This window comes from Melioribacter sp., from assembly GCF_049325435.1.
GTDB classification, from domain to species: Bacteria; Bacteroidota; Ignavibacteria; order Ignavibacteriales; family Melioribacteraceae; genus Melioribacter; species Melioribacter roseus.
Map to the genome: position 1 here is coordinate 19205 of NZ_JBMOLD010000014.1, position 23865 is coordinate 43069.

10 protein-coding genes and 1 pseudogene are annotated in these 23865 nt (G+C 42.1%); all 11 read right to left on the bottom strand.

Annotated features, from left to right (window positions below; genetic code table 11):
- Nucleotides 1–12 precede the first annotated feature (12 nt).
- Nucleotides 13–3504, bottom strand: a complete 3492-nt coding sequence (locus tag ACOYVE_RS11290; RefSeq protein WP_422882012.1) for a hypothetical protein — start codon at nucleotides 3502–3504, stop codon at nucleotides 13–15.
- Between the two features lie 21 nt (nucleotides 3505–3525).
- Nucleotides 3526–6282 (bottom strand): TonB-dependent receptor, encoded by a 2757-nt coding sequence (locus ACOYVE_RS11295; protein WP_422882014.1) that lies wholly within the window; start codon nucleotides 6280–6282, stop codon nucleotides 3526–3528.
- Nucleotides 6279–7928, bottom strand: a complete 1650-nt coding sequence (locus ACOYVE_RS11300; RefSeq protein ID WP_014855643.1) for a peptidylprolyl isomerase — start codon at nucleotides 7926–7928, stop codon at nucleotides 6279–6281. The genes ACOYVE_RS11295 and ACOYVE_RS11300 overlap by 4 nt, the downstream gene beginning before the upstream one ends.
- Nucleotides 7929–8070: 142 nt before the next feature.
- Nucleotides 8071–10362, bottom strand: a complete 2292-nt coding sequence (locus ACOYVE_RS11305; protein WP_162098595.1) for a beta-galactosidase — start codon at nucleotides 10360–10362, stop codon at nucleotides 8071–8073.
- 150 nt (nucleotides 10363–10512) lie between these two features.
- Entirely contained in the window at nucleotides 10513–11667 is a 1155-nt protein-coding gene (locus tag ACOYVE_RS11310; protein ID WP_157867303.1) for a glycoside hydrolase family 43 protein, read from the bottom strand.
- A 26-nt stretch (nucleotides 11668–11693) separates the two neighbouring features.
- Nucleotides 11694–14156: a glycoside hydrolase family 2 TIM barrel-domain containing protein gene (locus ACOYVE_RS11315; RefSeq protein WP_014855646.1), complete on the bottom strand. Its 2463-nt coding sequence runs from the start codon at nucleotides 14154–14156 to the stop codon at nucleotides 11694–11696.
- 59 nt (nucleotides 14157–14215) lie between these two features.
- Nucleotides 14216–16372, bottom strand: a complete 2157-nt coding sequence (locus tag ACOYVE_RS11320) for a beta-galactosidase (RefSeq protein ID WP_014855647.1) — start codon at nucleotides 16370–16372, stop codon at nucleotides 14216–14218.
- 120 nt (nucleotides 16373–16492) lie between these two features.
- Nucleotides 16493–19675, bottom strand: coding sequence for a glycoside hydrolase family 2 TIM barrel-domain containing protein (locus ACOYVE_RS11325; protein WP_014855648.1), 3183 nt, complete (start codon nucleotides 19673–19675; stop codon nucleotides 16493–16495).
- A gap of 58 nt (nucleotides 19676–19733) precedes the next feature.
- Nucleotides 19734–20717 carry a T9SS type A sorting domain-containing protein gene (locus tag ACOYVE_RS11330; protein WP_408606241.1) on the bottom strand — a complete coding sequence of 328 codons (984 nt, stop codon included), beginning with the start codon at nucleotides 20715–20717 and terminating at the stop codon, nucleotides 19734–19736.
- Nucleotides 20718–20771: 54 nt separating this feature from the next.
- Nucleotides 20772–22646 (bottom strand): annotated as a pseudogene (locus ACOYVE_RS11335) (S8 family serine peptidase); the annotation flags it as partial.
- A gap of 165 nt (nucleotides 22647–22811) precedes the next feature.
- Nucleotides 22812–23822, bottom strand: a complete 1011-nt coding sequence (locus ACOYVE_RS11340) for a WD40/YVTN/BNR-like repeat-containing protein (RefSeq protein WP_014855650.1) — start codon at nucleotides 23820–23822, stop codon at nucleotides 22812–22814.
- Nucleotides 23823–23865 lie beyond the last annotated feature (43 nt).

Genomic DNA, 23865 nt, shown 5'->3' on the forward strand with positions numbered 1-23865 from the left:
AATTATAAATTCTTATTTAATGATGGCAAATGTTCCTGTTTTTTGACCGATACCCGGCGCGTCAATATGATAGACATAAATGCCGTAAGAGATTTCAAATTTCTCGTCGCTCATCACGTCCCATATTTCGGTACCGTTTTCAAAAATCGACTCGTGTTCTATCGTTTTTACAAGAGCGCCGCTTACGTTAAAAATTCTAATTGTGCATTTTGCCGGCAGATTTATGAAATGAATTTCTCTCGGGCCCCTTCCGCTCGTGTACGTGTTTCTCGGCTCCCATGTTTCAGCCGCAATGTAAGGATTCGGAACCACTCTAATTCTGTCGAGTTCGTCGCGCGCTTTTTCTTGCGAAACAGCAGAGCTTTTCATCCTGAACCGGTAGACGTCATACGATAAGAAAGGTTTGTTTAGGAAAATGTTTGCCGTGTCGCCCGCTTCGGGATTCCGCTGCCCTTTCAAATTTAGCACGAACTGCCATGTGAATCTCGATTTGCCGGATTTGTCGGTTTCGAAGAAATAGATTGCGTCGGCTCTGCCGCTAACGGGGTCAATGCTCAATCTGCCGTCGTTGCCGTCGCGCTCGCTGAACACAAATTCTATTTCTTTATTTTCCGTAACATTTATAACCTTGAAATTAACCGGCTTCGACGGGAAATGCTTTCCGAAAAGCGTTGTGTCTTTGGAAAATGCCGAGCCCGGCTCGCCGATAATAATTTTATAATCGCTCGGTTTTTGAATTCCCTTTACGGTAAGATAGAGTACCGGCTCGAAATTGAATTGATATATCCCATCGTCGTTCCAGCCGGTTTTGAGATTATTAATCGATATATCCTGGACATTATTAAACGAAAGTTGAAATCCGTCAATAACAGGCAATTCGTCTTCGAACTCGGTTCTGGGATCGTCGGAAAGCAAATAAACTCCTTCCGTTACGTCTTTAAGAAAAAAAGAAGAAGTCTTGGCAACATCCCTGTTTTCTATTTTAAGAATTGTATCCTTAAACGTAATTTCATATTCGTGACCGTCTTTAATTCTCAAAGGATCAATTACATTGATATTAACGCTTCCGGTTGCCCCTCCTGCGGCATGTTCGAAATAGTCGACTTCCGGAGGCAGATAGCCCGCGGCTGAAGCGGTCGGACGAACAATAGCCACATTTTTACTGTGCGTTATAGTACCGTCGTTATATACATTTACCTGAATGGGCGTTTCCGTCGGAGGAATACGAGCCGGTTCGTACCCGAAATCATACGCGGTTACCGCATAGAAATATCTTTGTCCGTTAACCACGTCTCTGTCAACATAAACGTGTCTCAATCCCGTATCGTTGCCGAGGTCGAATTTAACTCCGTTAATATCGATCGGATGAAGCCCCGTAATTCCGTCTTTCAAATCGAACTGCGCAATCGGGCGCAATAAAGTTTTTACGCCGTAAGCGTCGGTTATAACTTTGGCGTCCTGGAAAGCCGCATCTGTAGCCCTGTAAATGCGATAACCTTCGAAGTCATGTCCGTTGCCGCCTATTTTGTTTATATAACGGTCGAACGATTTCTCGGCTTCGTCGTCCCAGTAGAGAGTAACCTGGCCGTCGCCTGCAACCGCCGTCAATGTAACCTGCAGCGGAGCCTGAGCAAACTGGTAATCGGCGGCATATGCGGTAGTGGCCTGACGTTGTTTTTTAATTACGCTTTCAATGTCGGCGTCTTTAGTATTTCCTCCTCCAGAGATGGCAATCGAGACCGCCATTCTTTGGCGCTGCCCGGGCAGTATCGGGAAATATCCCGAGGAAACGTAAGTTTGAAATTCTCCGACCTGCCTTACGAGATTAATACGGCCTGGAGTCATCAACAGGTCCCACATCCCTTTATCCGGCGCGGTATTGAAATTGAGAGTTCCGTCGGGAATTTGAAGCGCCGAAGTAATGCCGATTAAATCGGTCTCGCTCACGTCAGTTTTATCGATGCCCGGCTCGCCGGGGAATTCGGTTCCGGCGCCGCTGGAAGGTTTTCCGTCGCCTTCACCCTCGTCTCCGTTGCCCCGGACTCCGTCGAGTCCGTTATCGTCCAGAAACGAATCCCAGTCGTTGTCGTTATCGAAACCGTCGTCCCGCGATTCGTCGATCATCGGAGCCACATTAAAATAATTCCATTCTGCATTCAAACCCGCCACGGCAAATCCTCTTTTGACTGTGTCTCCGGGATTGAAATTCAAGTAATTTATGTAACGCACCGGGTTTGTAGTCTGGGTAATTTCGTTAATATGATAAAGATGAAGAGTTTCTTTCTCGTCGATCAATCCGTCGAAATCTTCGTCGAGTCCGTTAGCCAGAGTATCTTCCGATACCGTAATTCCTTCGGGCGGCAGATAATATTCTTTTCCGAGACTCGTTACGGTTCCTCCGTTGGCGGGATAGGTCGCAATTATTCTGTTATAAGTGTTCGGTTCGATAAGAACGATTTTATCTCCCGGTCTTATAAACCTCGCTTGAAAATCTTCGGCGGTAAAATGAGGAATTCTGTTGTCGGAGTCCGTAATCATTGCCACTAAATCGGGATACTGATCGGAATCGCCGTCGTCGTCAATACCGTTAACCTGATTGCCTGGAGTTTCGATATATTTAAGAGAGGCAACACCCACCGGATTAGCGCCGAAGGCTTCCGTTCCGATTCGGTCTGCGTCGGTTAGAAATGTCGTAGCCGTTTGCAAGTCGACGTAAGGATAATCGTCGGGAGCGTCGCCTCCGACCCAGTCGGCCACAAACAGACAGAACGAAGTTTTTTCGATAGTTTTTGTGCCGTCGTTTTTAATATCGTGAATGAAAAAGAGAACGTCGTTTATAAGCACCTGCGACCAGGCAAGAGTCCTTACATCCATCAACAATCCCAAGCCTCCGCGCGACGGGTCGGTAGTATCGGGCGTATATGGCTGACGTTTGTAGAGGTCGTCCGAGGTCACATAATAAAATTCCTGGTCCGCATTAAAAATATTTTTTCCGAAAAAGCCGTTCCACGAGCCGACCCATCCCGGATCATTCGGATCGGAGCGTTTATCGCGCCATCCGCCCTGAACGCCTGTGGGCCAAGAGTTGGGATTGTCGCTTCGAGCAATTTCGGATTGTTGCGGATTCACAAAACCGGGAACCGGCTCAATATTCCATGAATTACCCGTAACCGGGTCTGTTCTGCCCGTAGGAATTTCGACAAGATAAATTTTTTCGCCGGTATTGCCCACAACCTCGCCGCCGAGAAATATTTCAACCAGAGCAATATAAATTCTGTTCGTATTCTTGGGCCATTCGTAATCGATATAGTCGGGACGATTCGAAGGGTCGCCGCTGTATCCCGAATTGAAAATGGTCGCCCTTATATTATTCCCGTCCACATTTGAATTCCTCCGGTAATTCACATCGGCTCTGAAATCGGACGGTTTGTGTTGTAGTACCTGCCCTTCTGAAATAAAAGCTAAACCAAAAATTAACAGCAGAAGATATTTTACTTTATTCATACAATACTCTATATAAATTTTTTATAATGATATTTTAGTTCCCACATAAACGCTGCGCGGCTCGCTGTAGAAATTAGGATAGACGAACCAATCAGGATCATAATCGCGCACCTGAAGCTGTTCTATAGTAAAATCGGGCTTGCCCGTATCTCCGAAAACCAACACGGGATTTTTTGCATCGAAGAGATTAAAAACTTTAACAAAGAATTGCACGTCGGAATCAAGAATCTTAATGTTTTTTCTTACTTCCAGGTCGACGCGTGCAATCAAAGGCTTTCTGCGACTGTTGTTTGCCAGTCCCGCCAGAACGTTTCTTCCCGTATATGCGCCGGCTATAAATGTCGGCGTATACGGCTGACCGGTATGGAGCGAGGAGATAATACTGGCTCCCCATGTCTCGCCGCCTATATAAACATTTGCGTTCAAAGTGTGGGTTTGGTCCCAGTCGAGAGGAGTAAGAATTTTCGTCGGTTCGGCTCCGTTTAATTGCGAAAAGAATTCCTGGTCTGGCGACGAGTTGGTTCCTTCGGCGATCTGGAAAGTATAATCGACGCCGAAGGAATAATTGTTTGCAAATCTTTTATTGACCGCCAGCGTTATGCCTCTGACATTGGCAAAGTCGCGATTGATTCTTTTCGAATACGAAATGCCTGCAAGAAAAGTGGGAATCGGCTGGCTCGACGAAATCCAGTCGCGTATGTCGCGATAAAACGCGGTAATATCAATCGCAAAATCTTCAAAGAATTGTTGCTGAAGCCCCAATTCATATATTGTAGTACGCTGAGGTTTTAAGTCGGGATTTCCAAACGGCCCCTGGATTCCCTGGGCGGAAGTGAGTTTGTACTGGTCTCCGATATAGAGCTGACCGTATTCCGGAATTTGCTGAAAGATTCCGTATGAAAATCTGATAATTCCTTTGTCGGTAATCGGATATGCGATGCCGAGTCTGGGACTCAATTGAGTTTTAACTGTCGTTTCTCTATACCAAAATTTTTCCTTTTCTTCGAGCGTAAATTTGTTTGATTCGGTCTGTTCGTCGAGTCCTATTTTTCCGTCGTTGTTAGCGTCCTTATAAATATGCTCGAGTTTGAAAGGATTAAAGATGTTCGGATCGGAAGGATCGACGGGAATTCTGCCGTTGGGATTAAAGAGGTCGAATCTCAATCCGATATTTATAATAAGGCTTTCGAATTCTATTTTATCCTGAATATAAGCGCTGAATTTATCGGGCGTTCTTTCGAAACGGTCGTGTTGCGGCGAATCGATTGTTTGAATAGCCGGAACGAACGGTTGAAGCTGCTGACCGTTTTCGTCAACAGCGGGTATTAAATTGATATTTTCATAAAACACTTTGTCGGTTTGATACTCAACGCCGAATTTTACCAGATTGATTTTATCAATCTGGCTTGTAAAATCCCATTTAAGAATAACGCTTCGGGTATTGCGTTGAAATCTGTTCAGATTGGTTCCCGCCCGGAGAAAATGATAACCCGGCACGTTTAAGGAATCGGGATGAACATAACGCGGATCAAACGGGTCCTCGTAAAGTCTCGATTTATAATCGTTGTATTTATAGGCAACGGTAAACTCCTGGAAAGTGTTTTGATAAATCAGGTGCGTTAAATTTGCAAAGAAAGTATAACCGGCAGACTTGCCGCCCATCGTTCCGTACGGGTTAAGCCTGTATACATGGTCGTAAAATCGATTTTCTTCCGAGCTGCCGAATGCGTCGATTTTCAGTTTAAGATTATCGAACATCTGCCAGCTAAAAGACGCCTGCCCGCTCCATCTGTCGCTCGAGTTCATCGACACATAGGAACTGTCGCCGGTATTTTCCACTAATTGACCGTTTTCGAATTTGTACCTGCCTTGAGGAGAATAGATATTTCTTCCGTAAATATAACCGCCGTCGTAATATCTTCTGGCTGCAAAGAAATAATGAACATCGTCATTAAATAAGGGACCGCCGGCCGAAGCCTGAAGATTGAAATTTGCTGAGGGATTAAAATCGTCGACATTCCAGAAGACGTCGGTATGATCGCTCAAATAGTCTCCTGTCCACACTTCGAAATTGCTCTGAAATTTTGAGCCTCCGGTTTTCGTAATAATATTCACAACGCCGCTCATTGCGTTTCCGTATTCGGCGTTGAAAGTTCCGCTTATAACCTGAAGTTCCTGAACGGATTCGGTTTCCACCTGAAGCGCCTGAGAGCGCGAAAAGTCGTCGGTTATACTAATACCGTTAATGAGATATGAAATTTCGCTCGATCTGCCGCCGCGTATATGGATTCCGCCGCCTGCGTCCCTGTTTACTCCGGCCTGCAACGTAATTAAACTGTTAAGATCCTGGAGCGGGAGCTGCCTAATTTCTTCGGAAGTCACACGGGCTTCGGTAGCGGTTAGATCTTTTTTTACAAGGGGCGCCTGAGCCACTACAACAATATCCTCGCTTATCTTAACGTCGCTCGGCGTCAATTCAAAATCGAGGCGCGTCGTAAGGTCGTTCAGCACCTGAACATTTTGCGTAATTACTTTCTGGTATCCGATATAAGACGCCGCCACATTGTACCTTCCGGAAGGGACACGCACAATAACATATTCGCCTTCAATATCGCTTGCGGCTCCGAGATTGGTTCCCTCAATTATTATATTGGCTCCTACTATCGGTTCGCCGGTTGACTTGTCGATTACCTTTCCGGCAATTTTTCCCTGGGCATTGAGAACAAACGGAATAGTTGATAATATCAGGAGTAATATAAACGTATGTTTCGTTTTCATATTTTTACTTTTAATAATTTTTCTTTGTAAACGTGTATGTTGATGTTTCTTTTAAGTGACTCGATTATATTGTTCTTCTCGGCAAGCCACTTCATCTCAACCAGCATATTTTTGATATCCTCCTTTAATTCGTAAAAAGGTATCGACTTCGGTTCGACTTTGTCCGTTATTTTAACAAACAGAAATTTCGAATCATCGCGGAAAGGACCCAGCCATTGCTCCGAATTCGAATTCCAAAGAGTATCCGCAAGGTAGTCGAGATCTTCAATATCAAAATAGCCGGCGTCACCCCCTTTAACCGCTGTCGCCTTTTGTATAGAATACTTGAGCGCCAATTCTTCGAAAGGAGTTCCCGCATTCAATTCATTTTTAATTTTGGATGCCGAGTTTTCGTTATCAACTAAAATCACGCTGATTCTGACGCGGGGCTTTGTCTTAAAGTACTCCCGGTTTTTATTATAATATGACTCCAGCGAGTCTTCCGGGATAACAATATTTTTTTTCAGGTCTTCGGTAATACTGGAAATCAGATATGTTTCAAATTCATATTGAACTTCTCTTTTATAAACATCCGATTGATCGTACTTTTTATTTTTGGCGTAGTCGATAATATATTTTCTGTTGACCAGGCCTTTTAGAAAATCCCGCAGATTTTCTTTCGATTTAATCCATTTCAATTGACGGGCAGGCGTGGAATTTAATTCGCTCAATAATTCATTCATTTTCCATTTTCCGATTGACGAAGAAAGCACAATTTCGTCATGGCTTTTTTCTGCGACTTCCCTTTGACCTGAGTTATTAAAAGACATGTAGAGCCGGTCAAGGGCTTGTTCATTGAATTCGATTTTTAACTTGTCGCCGAGTCTGCGGGCGAATTGTTTCAACGAGTCTTCATAAATTCTTTTTCTAGCGAACGCTTTGAGTCTCGGAAGAGATTTCAGATATTCGTTTTCGGTAATGAGCGGATTTCTTTTAATATCGTCGACGCGGATAATACTGTAGCCGTAGACTGTTTTGACGGGTTGTGAAACTTCTCCGGGCTTAAGCGAAAAAGCAGCTTTTTCAAACTCCGGGTCGGTTTCGTCGATAGCGATATAACCGAGTAATCCGCCGTTGTTTTTTAGTTCGGAGTTTTTAAAATTTTCTCGCGCTGCCTCTTCAAATGTTTTTTCGCGTGAAATAATTTGTTTATAAATTTTATCCGCTTTTTCTTTTGTGTCGGCATAGATATGTCTTACGAGAATTTTTGTGTTCAATTTTATGTAGAGATCTTTCAGATACTCTTCTGTAATATTTATTTCGGGACTGATTTCAAGCTCCACGAACCTGTTAAGTAATTTCTGGATTTTAATCCTGTTGAGCTCGTTGAGCGCGTCGGGAGTTTTATCATAGTTGCGATTCAGAGCTTCGCGCAAAAGAATTTCATCATTTAAAAGGTTATTGAGGAACTGAAGTCTAACGTCATAATTATCCTGAAGACCGAAACGGGTAATTTTTTCCTGATAAAGTTTTTTATAAAAGTCGGTAGTAATAATTTTCTTGTCCACGACGGCGAGGGTATCCGGAGAGTTTTTCGTAGTTTTTTCGCAAACAGTTTGATTTACGGAAAAGACGAAAGCAATATATATAAGAAGTAAGTTTATCATAAATAGTAATATTCCCAATGTCCGGATTGAAAATAAAGAACCATTTCATGTCCTATTATCTACAAAAACCCATTACAATCGTTTGCAATATATTTTTTTAACATCTCTATGTCAATAAAATTCAAATCAGAGACTACGATTTTCACATTTTAATGATGTCGCTGCCGATATATATTTTGTAATCTTTTATTTTGCCGGCGTTATTTTTACCCGTCACAGGCACATATATAAGACCCGAAATTTCAGTTTCCTTTCCAAGATCGATAACCAAATAATAAGGAAAGTCGGTTTTGCCTTCCTCCATATTTGTTATCCAACAATTGAATGTTTGTCCGTCGATGGCGTTTTCCGCTGCTCCGTTTTCTTCAATCAGTTCTTCACTGTTTACATACGCAATAGTCCAGGTTTGATGGCTTATCGGTTCTCCGTTATTATCAAGCAAATCCAGTTCCGCTATGCCCGTAGTACGAGTTCCGCCATGAGCGTTTAATAGCTCAATACAGAAATATCTTCCTTTAATCGGTTTATTAAAACTTACGGATTCCATATTATTATCGTTTTGAAACGCGCCAGCCCGGACAGGAATTCTATTTGATATGTCGACACTGACATCGGGACGTTTTGAGAGAGTAAAATCCTTACCCGGCATCAACATATTCAAAATCGGCTCATCAAGTCCCTGCAATACCGGTTCTTCCGGACCGAGGATATCCAGAACCAAAATTTCGTTTTTCCCGGTCTTTAACCACGGCGCCGGAATGTACATGGTTTGAGTCGGTCCTATATTCCAGAATCTACCCAGACAGTGTCCGTTAATCCAAACGAGTCCTTTTCCCCATCTCCTCATATCGAGAAAAGAGTCGCCTTTACTGTCAATCGAGAATTCGCCGCGCCATACTCCGGGAGTATTTAACTTTTCTTTCGCAATAGCGTAATTAAAGCTGCTCAGCATTACAGAATCATACGTGAAATTATAAATCTTCCATTCTTTGACGTCGATTAATTTATTCCGTTTATCCTTAAATTCTACGGGCGCAATCAAACCCTTCCTGTCGTGAACCTCCGGACCGAAATTAATGCGCCCCATGGCGTGTACAAAGATATCGAGCACGCTTTCGGTATCTCTCTCGGGTATTCTTATTTCATAATTTTGTTTGCGTCTATCCAAAACGCCGAGCTTTTTATTGTTTAAAAATACCCACGCAAAATCGTGTACGCCTTCAGCTTTGAAAACCGCTTCCTCTCCCGGCGGTAAAACAACGCGGTATAAAATACTACCCCTCGATTGGTCATAAAATTCCATTGTTTTCGGTTCGGAAGATATTTTCGGTTCGGGTAAATTTTCAAATAACGGAGCAACCTCCGTGAGTTTAAAAGAAGGGATTGTAATCACCGGGTTTTGTTCCGGCGGTTCCGGCAGTTCTTCGCCCGGCGTTAAATACTTTGAAATCAGATTCCGAGTGGCGAAAAATTTTTCCGACGTCCACCCCGCTTCCGTAACCGGAGCGCCGTAATCATAACTCGAAACGTCCGGTTTGAAAGGTCTGTCGGCGCCGGCCCAGAAACCGAAAGTTGTTCCTCCGTGCGCCATGTAAATACTGAAAGAAGCTCCGGTCTTGAGCATATATTCCATATCTTTGAGGTATCGGTCGATTTCACCGAATGTATGCGGATTGCCCCACGTATCGAACCATCCCGAATAAAACTCGCCGCACATCAGAGGTCCTTCGGGAAGAATTTTCCGAAGGGCGCGAAAGGCTTCTTCCGGATTGGAGCCGAAATTCACAACGGGAAATATATCTTTACGATAACCTTTCTCCAGATGATAAGTAGGATTGCAGGCAAATAACGGGACATTAAAACCCGCCTCTAATATGGCGTCTTTTATAATTCCCATATATTCGGGGTCGTCCGCATAAAAGCCGTGCTCGTTTTCAACCTGAACCAGAATAATGGGCCCGCCGTTTGTAATTTGAAGCGGCGCAAGCACACGCCCCACTTCCATTAAATAATTACGAGATGCGTTTATAAACAAAGGGTCTTTCGTTCGCAGTTTAATGTTTTCATTTTTCAAGAGCCACCAGGGAAGTCCCCCCATTTCCCATTCGGCGCACACATAAGGTCCCGGTCTCAGGATGACCCATAATCCTTCCTCCTGTGCGATTTTGCAAAATTGTGCTACATCGGCTTCGCCGTCCCACTTGAAATTGCCGGGAGTTCTTTCGTGAAAATTCCAAAAAAGGTATGCGCAAATCGTATTCATGCCCATGGCTTTCATCATTTTAATTCTGTGACGCCAGTACTCTTTAGGAATACGAGCAAAATGCAATTCGCCGCATCTGATCTGGAATGGTTTGCCGTCCAATAAAAAGTCATGTTTACCGATTTTAAAACTATGATTATTCTTATTCTGCGGATAAATAAATCCGCTCATCAAAGACAACACGGCAAACAGATACAATAAGTTTTTAAAGAGCGGTGTGAAATTACATTTTAACCCAGTGATCGTATTAATATGCGTCATATTAACTATTCCTTAAAAAGTTTTATTATTGTTTCCATATTTGAACAGATACCGATTGTATTATTTATTAAAAAAATCGAGATTCCATTCGTCGAACCATTGGATTCGAATTCCGTTATCGATAAATTTCACCGGCAGCCAGATATATCTTCCGTCGATAGGATTTTCAGGTTTCCAGCGATCAGCCATAAAAACAAACGCATCTTTTTTATTTTGTACGGGAAGGACAAACGTACTTTGAGAATTAAAAGTAATCTCGCTATCCTTTCCTACGCAAGGATTACCTTTATCTTCCCATGGTCCGAACAGCGAAGTGGCAACGGCATAACGCGCCGCATTCGGAGCCCAGCCGGTGCATCCGGATGTAATCAGATAATATCTTCCGCTTCTTTTGAAAATGGCGGGCGCTTCCCGGTGCCCGCCTGGAAATAAACGATACCACCTCCCCGTAAACGAAGTATAATCCGAAGACAATTCGGCAATATGCATTGTATAGTTTTCTTCGGAGGCATAAATCAAATAAGCTTTACCGTCGTCGTCTACAAAAACCGTCATATCCCGCGACATCTGTCCGACAGGATAATCCCTTCTAAGATAGTAACCGGCAGCCGCTCTTTCGTTTCCGCTTAGTTTTAACAATGCAGTATCCCCGCTTTCGGGAATTGTAGTATCTTTTTCCGTTGCATTAACAGGCCACTTTTTCGGATTGGGTCTGTACGAACGTAAATATTTATACGGACCGGTAACATTATCCGAGACGGCAACTCCGCAGCGGGCGGCAGAATAGCCCTGTCCTTTCAATTCGAGGTGAAACCACATCACATATTTTTGCGTCTTTTCATTGAACACAACTTTAGGACGTTCAATAACGCATCCTCTTGTTATTTCCGAATTTTCATTCGTTGTATCGACCGAAAGAGCAATGCCCTCGTCCTTCCAATTGTAGAGATCCGCCGACGAATAACAATGGACGCCTACGAGAGCTTTGTTGCCCTGTCTGCCGGCGACTTTATGCTCGCCAAACCAATAGTAAATCCCGTTTTCAAATAAAATTCCTCCGCCGTGAGCGTTAATATGAACGCCGTTATTATCAAGCCACAATTCTCCCGGCTTAAAATTATTATAAATCCTTGCTTCCTGTGCGAGCAAACCGTGCGCAAACAAAGCCGAAAGCAACATGGTCTTTAGAAAACTTATGACATTTATATAAGCCATATTATTCCTCTCAAAAATGTTATTCTCTATTTAACTGAAACAATATTTATGGAAGCCTCTTTCAATCCTTCGGATTTTGCGGTCAACCTTATTGCGCCTTCTTCGTCCGATGCCTGCAAAACTACGAGAGCAAGACCGTTATAAGTTTTGCGTTTGTTCGATTTAGAAGACGAATGATCGAGCGGATTGCCGTTTTCGACTCCGATAATTTTTCCTTTCCCTATTATCGAAAATTCAATAAGGTTTCCGGCAGTGGGAACAACGTTGTTATTTTTATCGACTACTTCGACTTTTATATTAGCAACGCCGCGCTCGGATACATTAATCGTATCCCGATCAGGGATCAGTCGAATAGCATAAGGTTTGCCGGCTGTGCGGAGTTCTTGTGTGCAAACCACTTGTCCGTTCTTCATTCCGACGGCTTTAATTACTCCCGGTTCATAAGGAATATCCCATTGCAGATGCAGGTCTGCCGTAGTCGGATTTACAACCGGATTTGCATATTTATTCCAACCGCCCGAATTACCCTGACGCGGAAATTCGAGACGCTTTTTTCCGTATGACTTCCCGTTCAAAAAAAGTTCTACATCATTACAATTCGTATAGCAAATCACGGGTATTATTTGTCCCCCTCTTCCTTCCCAATTCCAATGCGGAAACAGATGTATCATCGGTTTTGTAGTCCACTGGCTTTGATAGAAATAATAACCGTCTTTTTCAAACCCGCATAAATCAAGGACCCCGAAGTTCCACGATCTAAATGGCCATCGCGCTTCGCCGAGGTAATCTATTCCAGTCCACATAAAATCGCCGATAACATAATCGTGCATTTTGGTAAATTTCCATAATTGTTCGGCGTCGATCATATCATAATTATAATTGGGATTTACCGTTGCGGGATCGTCTCCCAACGAATAATTCCCGCGGAAGACGCCGTGATTTGATCGATTTTCCGTGCCTATCATCTTCCATTCCGGATGATCCAATTTGTCGATACTGTAATACAGTTCTCTCCTTTCGTGCCATCTGTCGACGTAATTATAACCGACGATATCAAGCGCATTAAGAAAAGATAAAACGGTTGAACCTCCGTCTGCCGCAATATTATCGCAAGCTTGAGTTACTGGCCTAGTTGGGTCTTCACGATGACATATATTCGTTAACATTTGCAGGATTTCGGTTCCTTCCTCGGTTTTTTGATCCGGCACTTCATTGCCGACGCTCCAGATAACTATCGAAGGATGATTTCTGTCTCTATGAATCATTGAAATCAAATCTTTTTCGTACCATTGATCGAAATAAACGTGGTAACCGTATTTACGTTTCCCGGAGCGCCACTCGTCAAAAGCTTCGTCCATCACAAGAAATCCCATTTGATCGCATAGGTCGAGAAATTCCGGAGCCGGCGGATTGTGCGCTGTTCTGACAGCATTACATCCCATCTTTTTTAACTTTTCAAGTCGGTATTTCCACACTCCGAGAGGTACCGCAGCTCCGACAGCCCCGCCGTCGTGATGAAGACACACGCCGTTCATTTTTATATGCTTATCGTTAAGGAAAAATCCTTTATCCGCATCGTAAAAAATTTTCCTTATTCCGAAGACAGTATTTAAGCCGTCGGATATTTTTCCGTCTTTCAAAATTGATTGTTTCAGCGTATACAAATCGGGAGAATCGACCGACCAGAGCTTTGGTCGTTGTATCCAAAGTTTATTATTTATCGTCAAAGATTCTCCCGGTTTTGCGGCGAATTTCTTTTCGGCTGAAGCGACAATGTTGCCTTCGTTATCCTCGATAACAATAAATAACTCCGCTTCTATAGAAGAATTGTATTCATTGTCGATTTGTGTATTAATATCCACGAGAGCGGAGTCCGACGATATTTCAGGCGTCGTTACAAAAACTCCCCAGTGCGCCAGATGCAGTTTATTTTGTTTAATTAGCCATACGTTTCTATAGATACCCGAACCGGAATACCAGCGAGAATTCGGTTGTTTCGAATTGTCGACCCTTACGGCAATTACATTATTACCCTTTTTTAAGTATTTTGTAATGTCATAATAAAAACTCGAATAGCCGTAGGGCCGATTCCCTAAATGAATTCCGTTTACCCAAACGTCGCTGTTCATATAAACGCCGTCAAATTCAATCCATATAATTTTTTCGAGGTCATTTGCCGAAACTTCAAAATGCTTTCTATACCAACCGACGCCAGTCGGATAGTATCCTCCGTTGCCTCCGGCAGGAGCGTTTTTATCTATCTTTCCTTCTATACTCCAGTCGTGAGGCAAATCAAGTATTCTCCAATCCGCATCGTCGAAATCGGGTTTTTCCGCATCTTTAATATCGCCCGAATAAAACCTCCAACCGAAGTCGAAAAGCATTCGCTTACCGTCGCGATGCAAATCCCCGTCGTAATACTGTCCTTTTATTTCCGGCATTAAAGAAAGAAAGACAAACATCAACAGACAAATCAGTTGCGTTCTCATTTTTTTATCCCAATATTATTTTATGATACGAAGAAATTGTGAAGTATTAGCGATATCCGTCAATAATGAATCGGCGGTATTTTAACAATATCTTTCTTAAAAGGCTTAATGGCGCCGTCGCCTATTTCATAAATTTGTTTATTAGTTTCAATCATTGCATTTGTCAATTCTTCATACGGATAATTGGCAATATCTACGACCCCGATGTTATAATTTTCGCCGTCGAACCGTCCGTAAAAAGGCTGGTCGATCCATTGAAAATAATGAATGCCTACCAGTTCGGGTCGGGCAAAACCCTGTTCTACATAATTGCGGTAGGCGTCCACTCTGTCTTGTTGGCTTAAGACGCCGACAATTCCGGTAGCCGGCAATCCTCTGTCGACTGCCCCGTGATGGAATTCGCCTATCATAACAGGCTTGCCGCTTCGTTCGGCTATTTCGGATGTCGGAGGAGGCGTCAATCCGTATCCGTTAATGGAGAAAACATCGAATCTTTCGCCAGCTTTATACAATAAATCGGAACTGATCCAAGCGTAACGCATACCGAGATTCAGATGATTGCCGTCGATTTTTTCTACTGCGTCGCACGGCACGTCGATATATTTTTTTACCATAATTTCAGAAAAAAGATAAAAATCTTTATCGGCTGTTTCCGAAGGATAATCCTTGAACGTCATCTCCTTCAATTCGGAAAAATCTTTCAAACTCAAATTCCATCTTTTATTAAATGCCGAAATGTCATTGCGGTATTTTTCTCTTATCCATTTTACAAACTCTGCTTTGGTTTCAGATTGTTGTCGAGTTGCAAACATTTCAAAAGCAAGATTATGATATCCGAACGCCCAGTGCGGCTCGTTTCGCAAAAAATATCCGATCAAATACGGGTCGTTTTTATAATCGACAAGCTGACGGGCGAACTCTTCAGAATTGGTTTCATATTCCTTCGAAAAGACATCGGGAAAATCCCTGTAGAGCAATATATCGGTAGACGGAAAGTTTCGAAGCGGCAATACATAAGGAATTTTAATTTTCTTAGCGTATTCAAGATCGGACCAATTGCCGATTGTATTGAACCTGAATTTTTTCAACAAACCCGCCGTAATAGATTCCCATTCTTTTTCCCAATCTTTGCCGAAAACGCGAATCAAATTGGAAACATAAAAATCCATATATTTCTTTCCGTCGCGGTTATTAAAAAGCGCAGAAGCTTCGGGGTCGTCTTCTCCCGGAAGCCATTCGAACAAGTCTTCAATGCCTTCTACGGGACCGGCTGAAGTTTTTCTGATGCAATCCACTCCTACGCTTAAGAAAGCATAACCTTCCGGGTCAACCAACCACCATCGCTTGCCGTCATATTGAGTTCTGAAAAAACCGGTTGCTTTGAGTTTTTTTTCTTTCCACCCGCCGTATTTACTCCAACTTTCCGGCAGATTGACTTCCTCCAAATTATTTTTCAGTTCGGTTTGTTTCCGAATTAATTCCTCTTCGTCATAAACTTTGCCTTTCCAATCCTTCAACGTCCACTGACCGAATTTATCAATGACCGGTTTATTCAAGGGCGTATTCGGTTCCGGTTTTTCATCGCTCAAATAAACGGAGAATAGATTATAAACCGGTTTAAAATAAGGTTCAAAGCAGGGACCGAAACGCAGAACAACTTTGGTTATATCGTCGGGATAGAGGCGGTTGCCGTTAATTGTGCCTTTTAATTGGCGCGGAAAACGCTCGACAAACAGAGTTTGAGCGTCGAGATAGCTTAACGGAAAAACTATTTTTGTTCTTAAACGAGGAAGAATTCCCATTAGAGAAGAAAACCACGGCGCGTTCTTGTCTTTCAATTTCACTTCGCCGCTCTGTAAAATAATCTTTTCCGCGGCGGATTTTCCCGACTCTTTATAAAACTCAATATTAATCGTTCCGCTATAATCGTTATCGCCTGTAATTTCAATAACGAGATATTTGCCTTTTGTCCAGTCGGGCAAATCTCCTTTTTCCCATATAATTAATCCGTCGTTATTTTCGAGCGGTTTAATTTCAAGATATCTTTCATCCTTAACGGAATTTCCCTCGATAAAGGCGCAGTTCGTATTTCTATCCGCAATCTTTGGGAGACTGAAAAATTGTATCCGATTCTTCGAATCAATACTGTTCGAAAAAGCGAACTTTACAGTTATTAACAGCAAGAGCAACGCGGTATTAAAATGTTTTAACTTCATGATGTTATTCCTGCAAAAAAAATTAATATTTAATGCCTTAGTGGTAATTGCAGGTTTAATAGGGATTACCACCAAGGCATGGAGGCATATGAAGCCGAAAAATTATTTATAACGCCGCTATCACTCGAGTCTGAATCGGGAAACTGAATCTAAATTGCCCATACCCTGAGAATACGGCATAAAATAAAATTCGTATTCGTAAGTTTTATTCGACGGAATACAGAATTGCTCTAACGGTCTTGCCACCCGGCTCCATGTGTTGATTCCGCCGACGCCCATTTGCCTGTGGTCTACGTTTACGGTTATAAAGTCGCGCTTTGGCAAATCGTTGATATGTTTTGCGTTTTCAAGGTCTTCGAGTGAATAGTTCCAGGCGCTCAAACTGAACGGCTTGGCTCCGACGAATAGAACGCCGCTCCCGCTTTCATCCGTAAATGCGGCCCACCGGACGTCGCTTCTATTGCCGTTTTCCTGCGGGCGCACATAATTTGTAAGGAACGAATCGATCGGGCAGGAATAGACATCGATATTCGCGCCAGTTTCCCTGTCGACATAATTTTCCCACGGTCCTCTGCCGTACCAGGTCACTATACCGTATTTTGAAGGAATTCCCAATTCCGCGCCGATTTTAGGAATATTTTCCGGCACATCCCCGACGGGAATAAATTTTTGTTTAACTGCGACCGTACCGTCGCCGTAAATCGTATAATCCGCACTCCAAACAGATTCCCCGATACCCAAAGCGCCATTAACTGAAATGATCAATTTGTTTTCACCTGACGGAATAATTTTTACGTCTTTTATCTTTCTATTTTTAGCAGCGTCTTTCCATGGGTTGAGCTCGTCTCTGAATCCCGCTTTGTCGTTATCGGTAAGCGCTCGCCAGAAATTCGGCTCCAAAGGAGAATTTATTAATACTTCGCCCCTGTTTTTATATTCGATTACAGAGCCGGTCTTTTTATCGACCGACAATTCGAATTCGCCGCCTTTAACAATAATCTTATCGTCGGATTGGTCATAAGTAATTTTTTTCGAGGCGGCAATATTTTTTAGCGGAGCAGGAGGCGCAGCCCACGGCATCTCGAATTGTTTCCAGGCAACTTTAAATCCTTTAGCTGCCCAAATAGTCGCGCTTTTCAAATGCAAATTCAGATTCAGCCAATAATCGCATCCGGCGGCAAGTTTGGGTTTTTGAAGCGGCAAGTCAATCCGAGTCCATTTACCCGCCGGCGTTTTAAGCGTATCGATTACTCCCGATTGAAGAGTTCTGCCGTTTTCCTTTAATTCCCACCTCAATTCGTAATTGCTCAAATCGGAATGATTGAAATCGTTAACTATAATCAGTTCGCCTTTATTCAAATCCGCAGGAATAAAATCGACGTATTGATAAATATGCTTTACTTCGAAATATTCGGGTTCGGGTTTTCTGTCGGGTTGAATAATACCGTTAATGCAAAAGTTTGCGTCGTTAACCGTATCGCCCATATCGCCGCCGTATGCCCAGAACATTTTTCCGTTCTTATCTTTTTTAAATAAGCCCTGGTCAACCCAGTCCCAGATAAAACCGCCGATAATATTTTTGTGCCTGTTAATGATGTCCCAATAGATTTCCAGATTGCCTGCGGAGTTACCCATAGCGTGAGCGTATTCGCACATGATGACGGGTCTTGTAGTCGATACGGCAATCCGCTCGAGCTGTTCCGGCGTAGGATACATATAACTGTCCATATCGGCTACTTCGTTCATGTGTTGATAATGAATCGGTCTGGAAGGATCTACGGCGCGAATATAAGAAGCCATTATTTCGAAATTTTCTCCGTGACCGGCTTCGTTTCCGAGCGACCAGATAATAACCGAAGGATGATTTTTATTTGCTTCCACCATTCTTTTGGCTCTTTCGAGAACGGCATTTGTCCAGAGCGGGTCGCTGCCGGGCAGTAAATTACGACGGAATGAAATGCCGTGCGTTTCCAGATTGGCTTCGTCAATTACATACAATCCGTATTTGTCGCACAATTCGTAATAACGCGGGTCGTGAGGATAATGAGAAAACCTGACTGCGTTCATGTTGCTTTGCTTCATTAAAATAATATCTTTTTCAATCCACTTATAATCGACCGCTCTGCCATGATACGGGTCGTGGTCGTGAATGTTTGTGCCTTTTAATTTTACGGGTACGCCGTTTACGAGAAGCATACCGTCTTTTATTTCAACCGTTCGGAAGCCGGTAGTCGATTTTGCAGTTTCGATAATCTTTCCGGAATTGTCTTTCAGAACCAGAACGACGGTATATAAATTCGGAGTTTCAGCCGTCCATTTTTCCGGATTGTTAATTTTAGTTTTTAATTCTGCGACCGTAAGCATTCCCGACGGGATTCCGGTTTCCGTAAACGCCTCGGCAACGGGATTGTCGTTAATCAATTTGCCGTTTTTATCGTACAGAAAAGCTTCAACTTTCACAGGCGGAATATTTTCTTTGCTTGTATTGCGCACTTTAGCCGTAATATGAAGAAGCCCGTCTTCATAGCGGTCGTCCAAACTCGCTCTAATAAAGAAATCGAGCAGATGAATTTTCGGAGCCGAATAGAGATAAACGCTCCTGAAGATGCCGCTGAATCGCCACATATCCTGGTCTTCAAGATAAGAGCCGTCGGACCAGCGATAGACTTCGACCGCCAGCTGATTCTTTCCCTTTTGTATATAAGGCGTAATATCGAACTCGGCTGGAGTCATACTTCCCTGGCTGTAGCCTACTTTTTTGCCGTTAATCCAGATATAAAAAGCGCTTTTTACTCCGCCGAAGTGGATATAAACATTTCTTCCGTCCCAATTCGAAGGAACTTCGAAGACGGTTTTATACGAACCGACGGGATTATAGTCGTCGGGTATAAGCGGAGGATTTACAGGACGTTCGGGGTGAAACGGATATTTTTCATTAAGATAGATAGCCGTGCCGAACCCCTCCGTCTGCCAGCTTGCCGGCACATTGATGTCAGCCCAGCCGCTAATATCGTAATCGACTTTATAAAAGTCGACGGGACGCTCAGAGGGATTTTTTGACCAATGGAATTTCCATTTGCCGTCGAGCGATTTGTAGTAAGGCGAGCTGCTTTCCATACCTTTGTCCGACAGAGCAGTCTGCGCATCCGGATAATGAATAAAAGAGAGATGCGCGGGTTCCTTATTAATTCCGATAACGAGGGGATTTTCCCAGTCGGGCAATGTGCCCAACGCATATTGAGCCGTTGATTGAATCCGGAGTGCAATCAGCAGCGCTGCAGTTAGTAATAATGTTTTTTTCATAATGATTTATCTTTTTGTTAGTGGATGTTCATTAATAAAATTGAAGACTATAAATAATTTATTTTATCAGGAGCATCTTTTTCGTTATTATTTGTTTATCTGTTATCAGACTGTATATATAAATTCCGCTTGAAAGGTTGTTGCCATTAAAATTTACTTGGTATGTTCCCGCCGGTTTAACTTCATTTACCAGCGTTGTTACTTCTCTTCCCAAAATGTCAAATACTTTTAACGTCACTTTACTGTCGTTCGGAATTGAATAGGATATTACTGTTGTCGGATTAAAAGGGTTAGGATATGCTTCACTTAAACTAACTAAATTACTAATATTCTCAATATTTTGATTTTCCTCTTTTTTATTCGGTCTGGAATATATATTCTTTTTATTATACAAACCTATTACAAATTGTTTTTCCTTATATGTTTCATTATCATCATATCTTTCCGTCAATTTATCGAGTATACTCTCTGCTTTTTCTATATCCCCCCATTTATTCATTATTTCACTCGCCACATCAAACAATATTTCTCGTCCCATTAATGATGTATTGGGAATCGATAAAGCATATTCCTCGGCCTTCTTAAATTCACCTCTGCTGACCGCAAGCTTAGATAGCCATCTTAAAGATTCATATCTTGTCAGTTCATATATCGAATTATCCTTATTTATAGACAACAAGGTATTTTCTTCTTCCTTTAAGGTTCCTTCACGCATAGCCGATTTCATCCAAAGGAATAATATTTCACAAGATTGTTCCTCTGTGTTTCTGCTTTGAAAAAGAGCTTTCGCCATTTCTTTCGATTTAGTATAGTTTTTGTTGAAATACTCCTTCCAAGCATCTGCCAATGGATTATTCTCATCAACTGCTTTATTGTTGAAACTCTTTTTAGATAAAGTCCAATCGGGACCAACATTAGCATGGGGTGTTGTAAGATAGGGTGTATAATTTACTGTTCCTTCTACTGCGGGGGCGCTACCTCCCCAATAGTTATAGCGTGCGTCTCTTGATGATCCCGAATAGTTTGAATACTGATAAAGCATTTGACGTGATGGTATTGTATTATATCCATATAAAAAGTATGGATAGCCTCCGCTTACATAGATACTTGATCCGGCTGATGCAAAATTACTTCCGTCTATTATATTTAATCCGTCCGATGGATAATTATAAGAAGGTGTTGCAGAATTCATATTCATGTGGCCGTGCACAACACTGCTGCCGGAGCTATATAATTTACAGTTATTTATTTTACCATCAGAATTATCTGTTGATAATATAACGTTAGCGCTACCACTTGCTTTAAGATAGGAGTTATTTATTATTGGATCACTGTCGCCCTTAATCCAAACAGCCGCAGCACTGCCTTCTATATAACAGTCATAAACTTCATGTGAGACACTATTATAACCTCCCAAAATTAAACCATAGGAGTTATAATCTTGCGTGCAGCCTGTTATTGTGCAGTTGTCAAATGAAGAAGCTGTAGAACCGTCTATCAAAATGCCCTTCCAAGCAGCGCCACTAACTGGTTGAAAAGTTGCGTCTTCAGCAACTATTCTGCCATGTACTATTAATTGTGTACCACTTGCAAAATTTACAGTTGTTCCCGGTTCTATCGTTAATAGTTTACCGCTTGCAATTGTTAAATCTTCGGTAAATGTTACGTTGCCGGATAAGGTACCTCCATAATTTTCAAGAGTATATTTGAGAGCTTTATAGGCATTGATTCTTCCATAACCATAATAATTATCAAATCCGGTATCTCCTAAATTGTCTGCAGTCTGTTGAAGGATACTACGAATTTGTGACGGGGTTAAATCAGGATTTATTGATAAAATCAATCCAGCAACCCCAGATACATGTGGAGCTGCCATTGATGTACCGGCAAGATAACCGTACTCTTGCGTGGCATCAGTTCCATATTGTAAATTGAAAGAATAATTTGGGAAGGTAGAATAAATATTCTTTCCATCATTGCTTTGTCCGTCATATATCCAATCGTTATTTTCATCTTCATACCACCCCCAACCACCGGGAGCCGATACATTAACCTCCGGACCGGCGTTAGAATACATAGTAGCAAATTCGTCGTTATGATCTGTAGCCGAAACGGCAATTACATTGTCGTATGATGAAGAGTATGCCGCAGGCCAATCTACAGCATTAGGTTGGGCTCTATTTCCAACCGAAGCTACAATAGTAACATTATAAGAATCCGCATATTCTATGGCATAATCTATCAACTCAGGTTCGCTCCACCATCCACCACTGAAGTTGATAACAAGTCTGTAATTATGATTTTGGGCATAATCTACTGCAGAATGTACAGCATCGTAAAAATACTGTGTAGTAAAATAATTATCTTGGAAAACCTGGACTATAAGTAATTTACAGTTCCATACTACGCCTACTATACCCTCGGAGTTATTTGCCTCAGCACCTATGATTCCGGCAACATGGGTTCCGTGTCCGTAATAATCTCTCACGATATTATCTGGGTCACTGGTACAATCCTCTCCAAGTAAAAATTTATTTGTATTATCAAGATCAGGATGAGACAGCGATCCATTTTGCATTGGAATACCGCCATCAAGCACAGCAATTAGTACATCTGGATTACCTGTTGTAATATCCCACGCTTCGGTAATGCTAATATCTGCACCGGAAGTACCTCCAGGTGGTACTTGTCCTGTGTTCCTAAGAGCCCATTGATAATCATTGAAATATTCGTCGTTCGGTAATAGATGGGCTCTCCCAATAAAGTTGGGTTCGGCTATCTCAACTATTTCACTCTTTTGCAGCTCTGATATTACTGTCATAACAGTAATACTATCAGGAAACTCAATCCATCCTACTCCTTGCTTGTCGAAATCTTGTATTATTTTTGCATTGAATTTGTCTAATACAGGACTTAAATCACTTACATTTGCTCCCTTTTTTAACTTTATTCCTACTCCGCCAGCCATATACTTTGTGGGTTTTCCTTTCTAAACTCCGGATACGACCGGTTTCCCACCAACATTCTCCTGAGAAAAAAGAATGCTTGGTATAAAAAAAGTTACAAATAAAAGGTAAAAAGAAATTCTTCCGATAATCGTATTCATTTTTTTCTCCCTTTTTAATAACATTCCCAACTAATTTAATTTCAGCCTATAGACACCGCCAGCGCTGCCTAAGTAAAGGTATCTTTCATCGGGATCTATTATTAAGTCGTTGTAGTAATCATCTATTTGCACACTATCTATCCCTATTTTTTGCCATTGCGAATCCGAATATCGACGCCGATATACTCCTCCTCCTTCAGTATTGACTACAACTGCGTATAAATCACCATTACTTTTCAGGGAAACAAGTTTCATTACATTACTTCTATCCGGGATTCCTTCAGCAAAGGCTTCCCAACTTTCTCCCCCGTTTTCGCTTTTGAAAAGACTACCGTCTTTCCAACCACATCCTACAATTACTCTCTCTGAATTTTTGGGATCTATAACTATAGCGGCAACATATCCGGACGGTCTTCCTACAAATGTCCAATTCTCCCCGGTATCTATGCTTTTATAAACTCCATCACCACCTACATATATAATGCTGCTGTTTTTAGGGTCTACAGCCATACTTAATACGCTGCTGTTCAGCTTTACCTTCCAGCTTGACCCCGCGTCAACACTTTTATAAAAAGCTCCCCCGGAAAGCGCCGCGGTACCAGCATATAAAATATTCGAGTTGTTAGGATCAATTTCCAAAAATTTCACTGATGAAAATCCATCATACATTATTCCTTCCGAACAGTCATTCCAAGAATGCCCTCCATCTGTACTTTTTATTATTTTAACTAATCCTCCATATATTGTTTGAGAATTTCTTGGATCAATTACCATTGAATAAAAAACTGCTTGATATAAACTATCCCATGTATTACCGCCGTTTGTTGTTTTCAACAATTTACTCGTACCACTAACATAAATTACGTCTGGATTTGTTGGATCAATTGCCATTGAAGAGATACTCTCACCCTTGAGACCAAGGTATATCCATGTAGTATCTGTTGGTAATACCGGTTCAATTCCATTATTTTTACAACTAAATTGTAGTATCCCTATGATAACTACTAAAATCGTCAACCATATTTTCGATTGTATTTTCATAGCAACCTCCTCCGATGATATCTACTTTAAGCTGGATTTTTAA

What these genes read in the sequence shown, in the direction of transcription:
- ACOYVE_RS11320 (WP_014855647.1), bottom strand. Translation starts at nt 16,372, where the DNA reads ATGAAGTTAAAACATTTTAATACCGCGTTGCTCTTGCTGTTAATAACT.
- ACOYVE_RS11295 (WP_422882014.1), bottom strand. Translation starts at nt 6,282, where the DNA reads ATGAAAACGAAACATACGTTTATATTACTCCTGATATTATCAACTATT.
- ACOYVE_RS11325 (WP_014855648.1), bottom strand. Translation starts at nt 19,675, where the DNA reads ATGAAAAAAACATTATTACTAACTGCAGCGCTGCTGATTGCACTCCGG.
- ACOYVE_RS11300 (WP_014855643.1), bottom strand. Translation starts at nt 7,928, where the DNA reads ATGATAAACTTACTTCTTATATATATTGCTTTCGTCTTTTCCGTAAAT.
- ACOYVE_RS11290 (WP_422882012.1), bottom strand. Translation starts at nt 3,504, where the DNA reads ATGAATAAAGTAAAATATCTTCTGCTGTTAATTTTTGGTTTAGCTTTT.
- ACOYVE_RS11315 (WP_014855646.1), bottom strand. Translation starts at nt 14,156, where the DNA reads ATGAGAACGCAACTGATTTGTCTGTTGATGTTTGTCTTTCTTTCTTTA.
- ACOYVE_RS11310 (WP_157867303.1), bottom strand. Translation starts at nt 11,667, where the DNA reads ATGGCTTATATAAATGTCATAAGTTTTCTAAAGACCATGTTGCTTTCG.
- ACOYVE_RS11330 (WP_408606241.1), bottom strand. Translation starts at nt 20,717, where the DNA reads ATGCTTTATCAGTATTCAAACTATTCGGGATCATCAAGAGACGCACGC.
- ACOYVE_RS11305 (WP_162098595.1), bottom strand. Translation starts at nt 10,362, where the DNA reads ATGAGCGGATTTATTTATCCGCAGAATAAGAATAATCATAGTTTTAAA.
- ACOYVE_RS11340 (WP_014855650.1), bottom strand. Translation starts at nt 23,822, where the DNA reads ATGAAAATACAATCGAAAATATGGTTGACGATTTTAGTAGTTATCATA.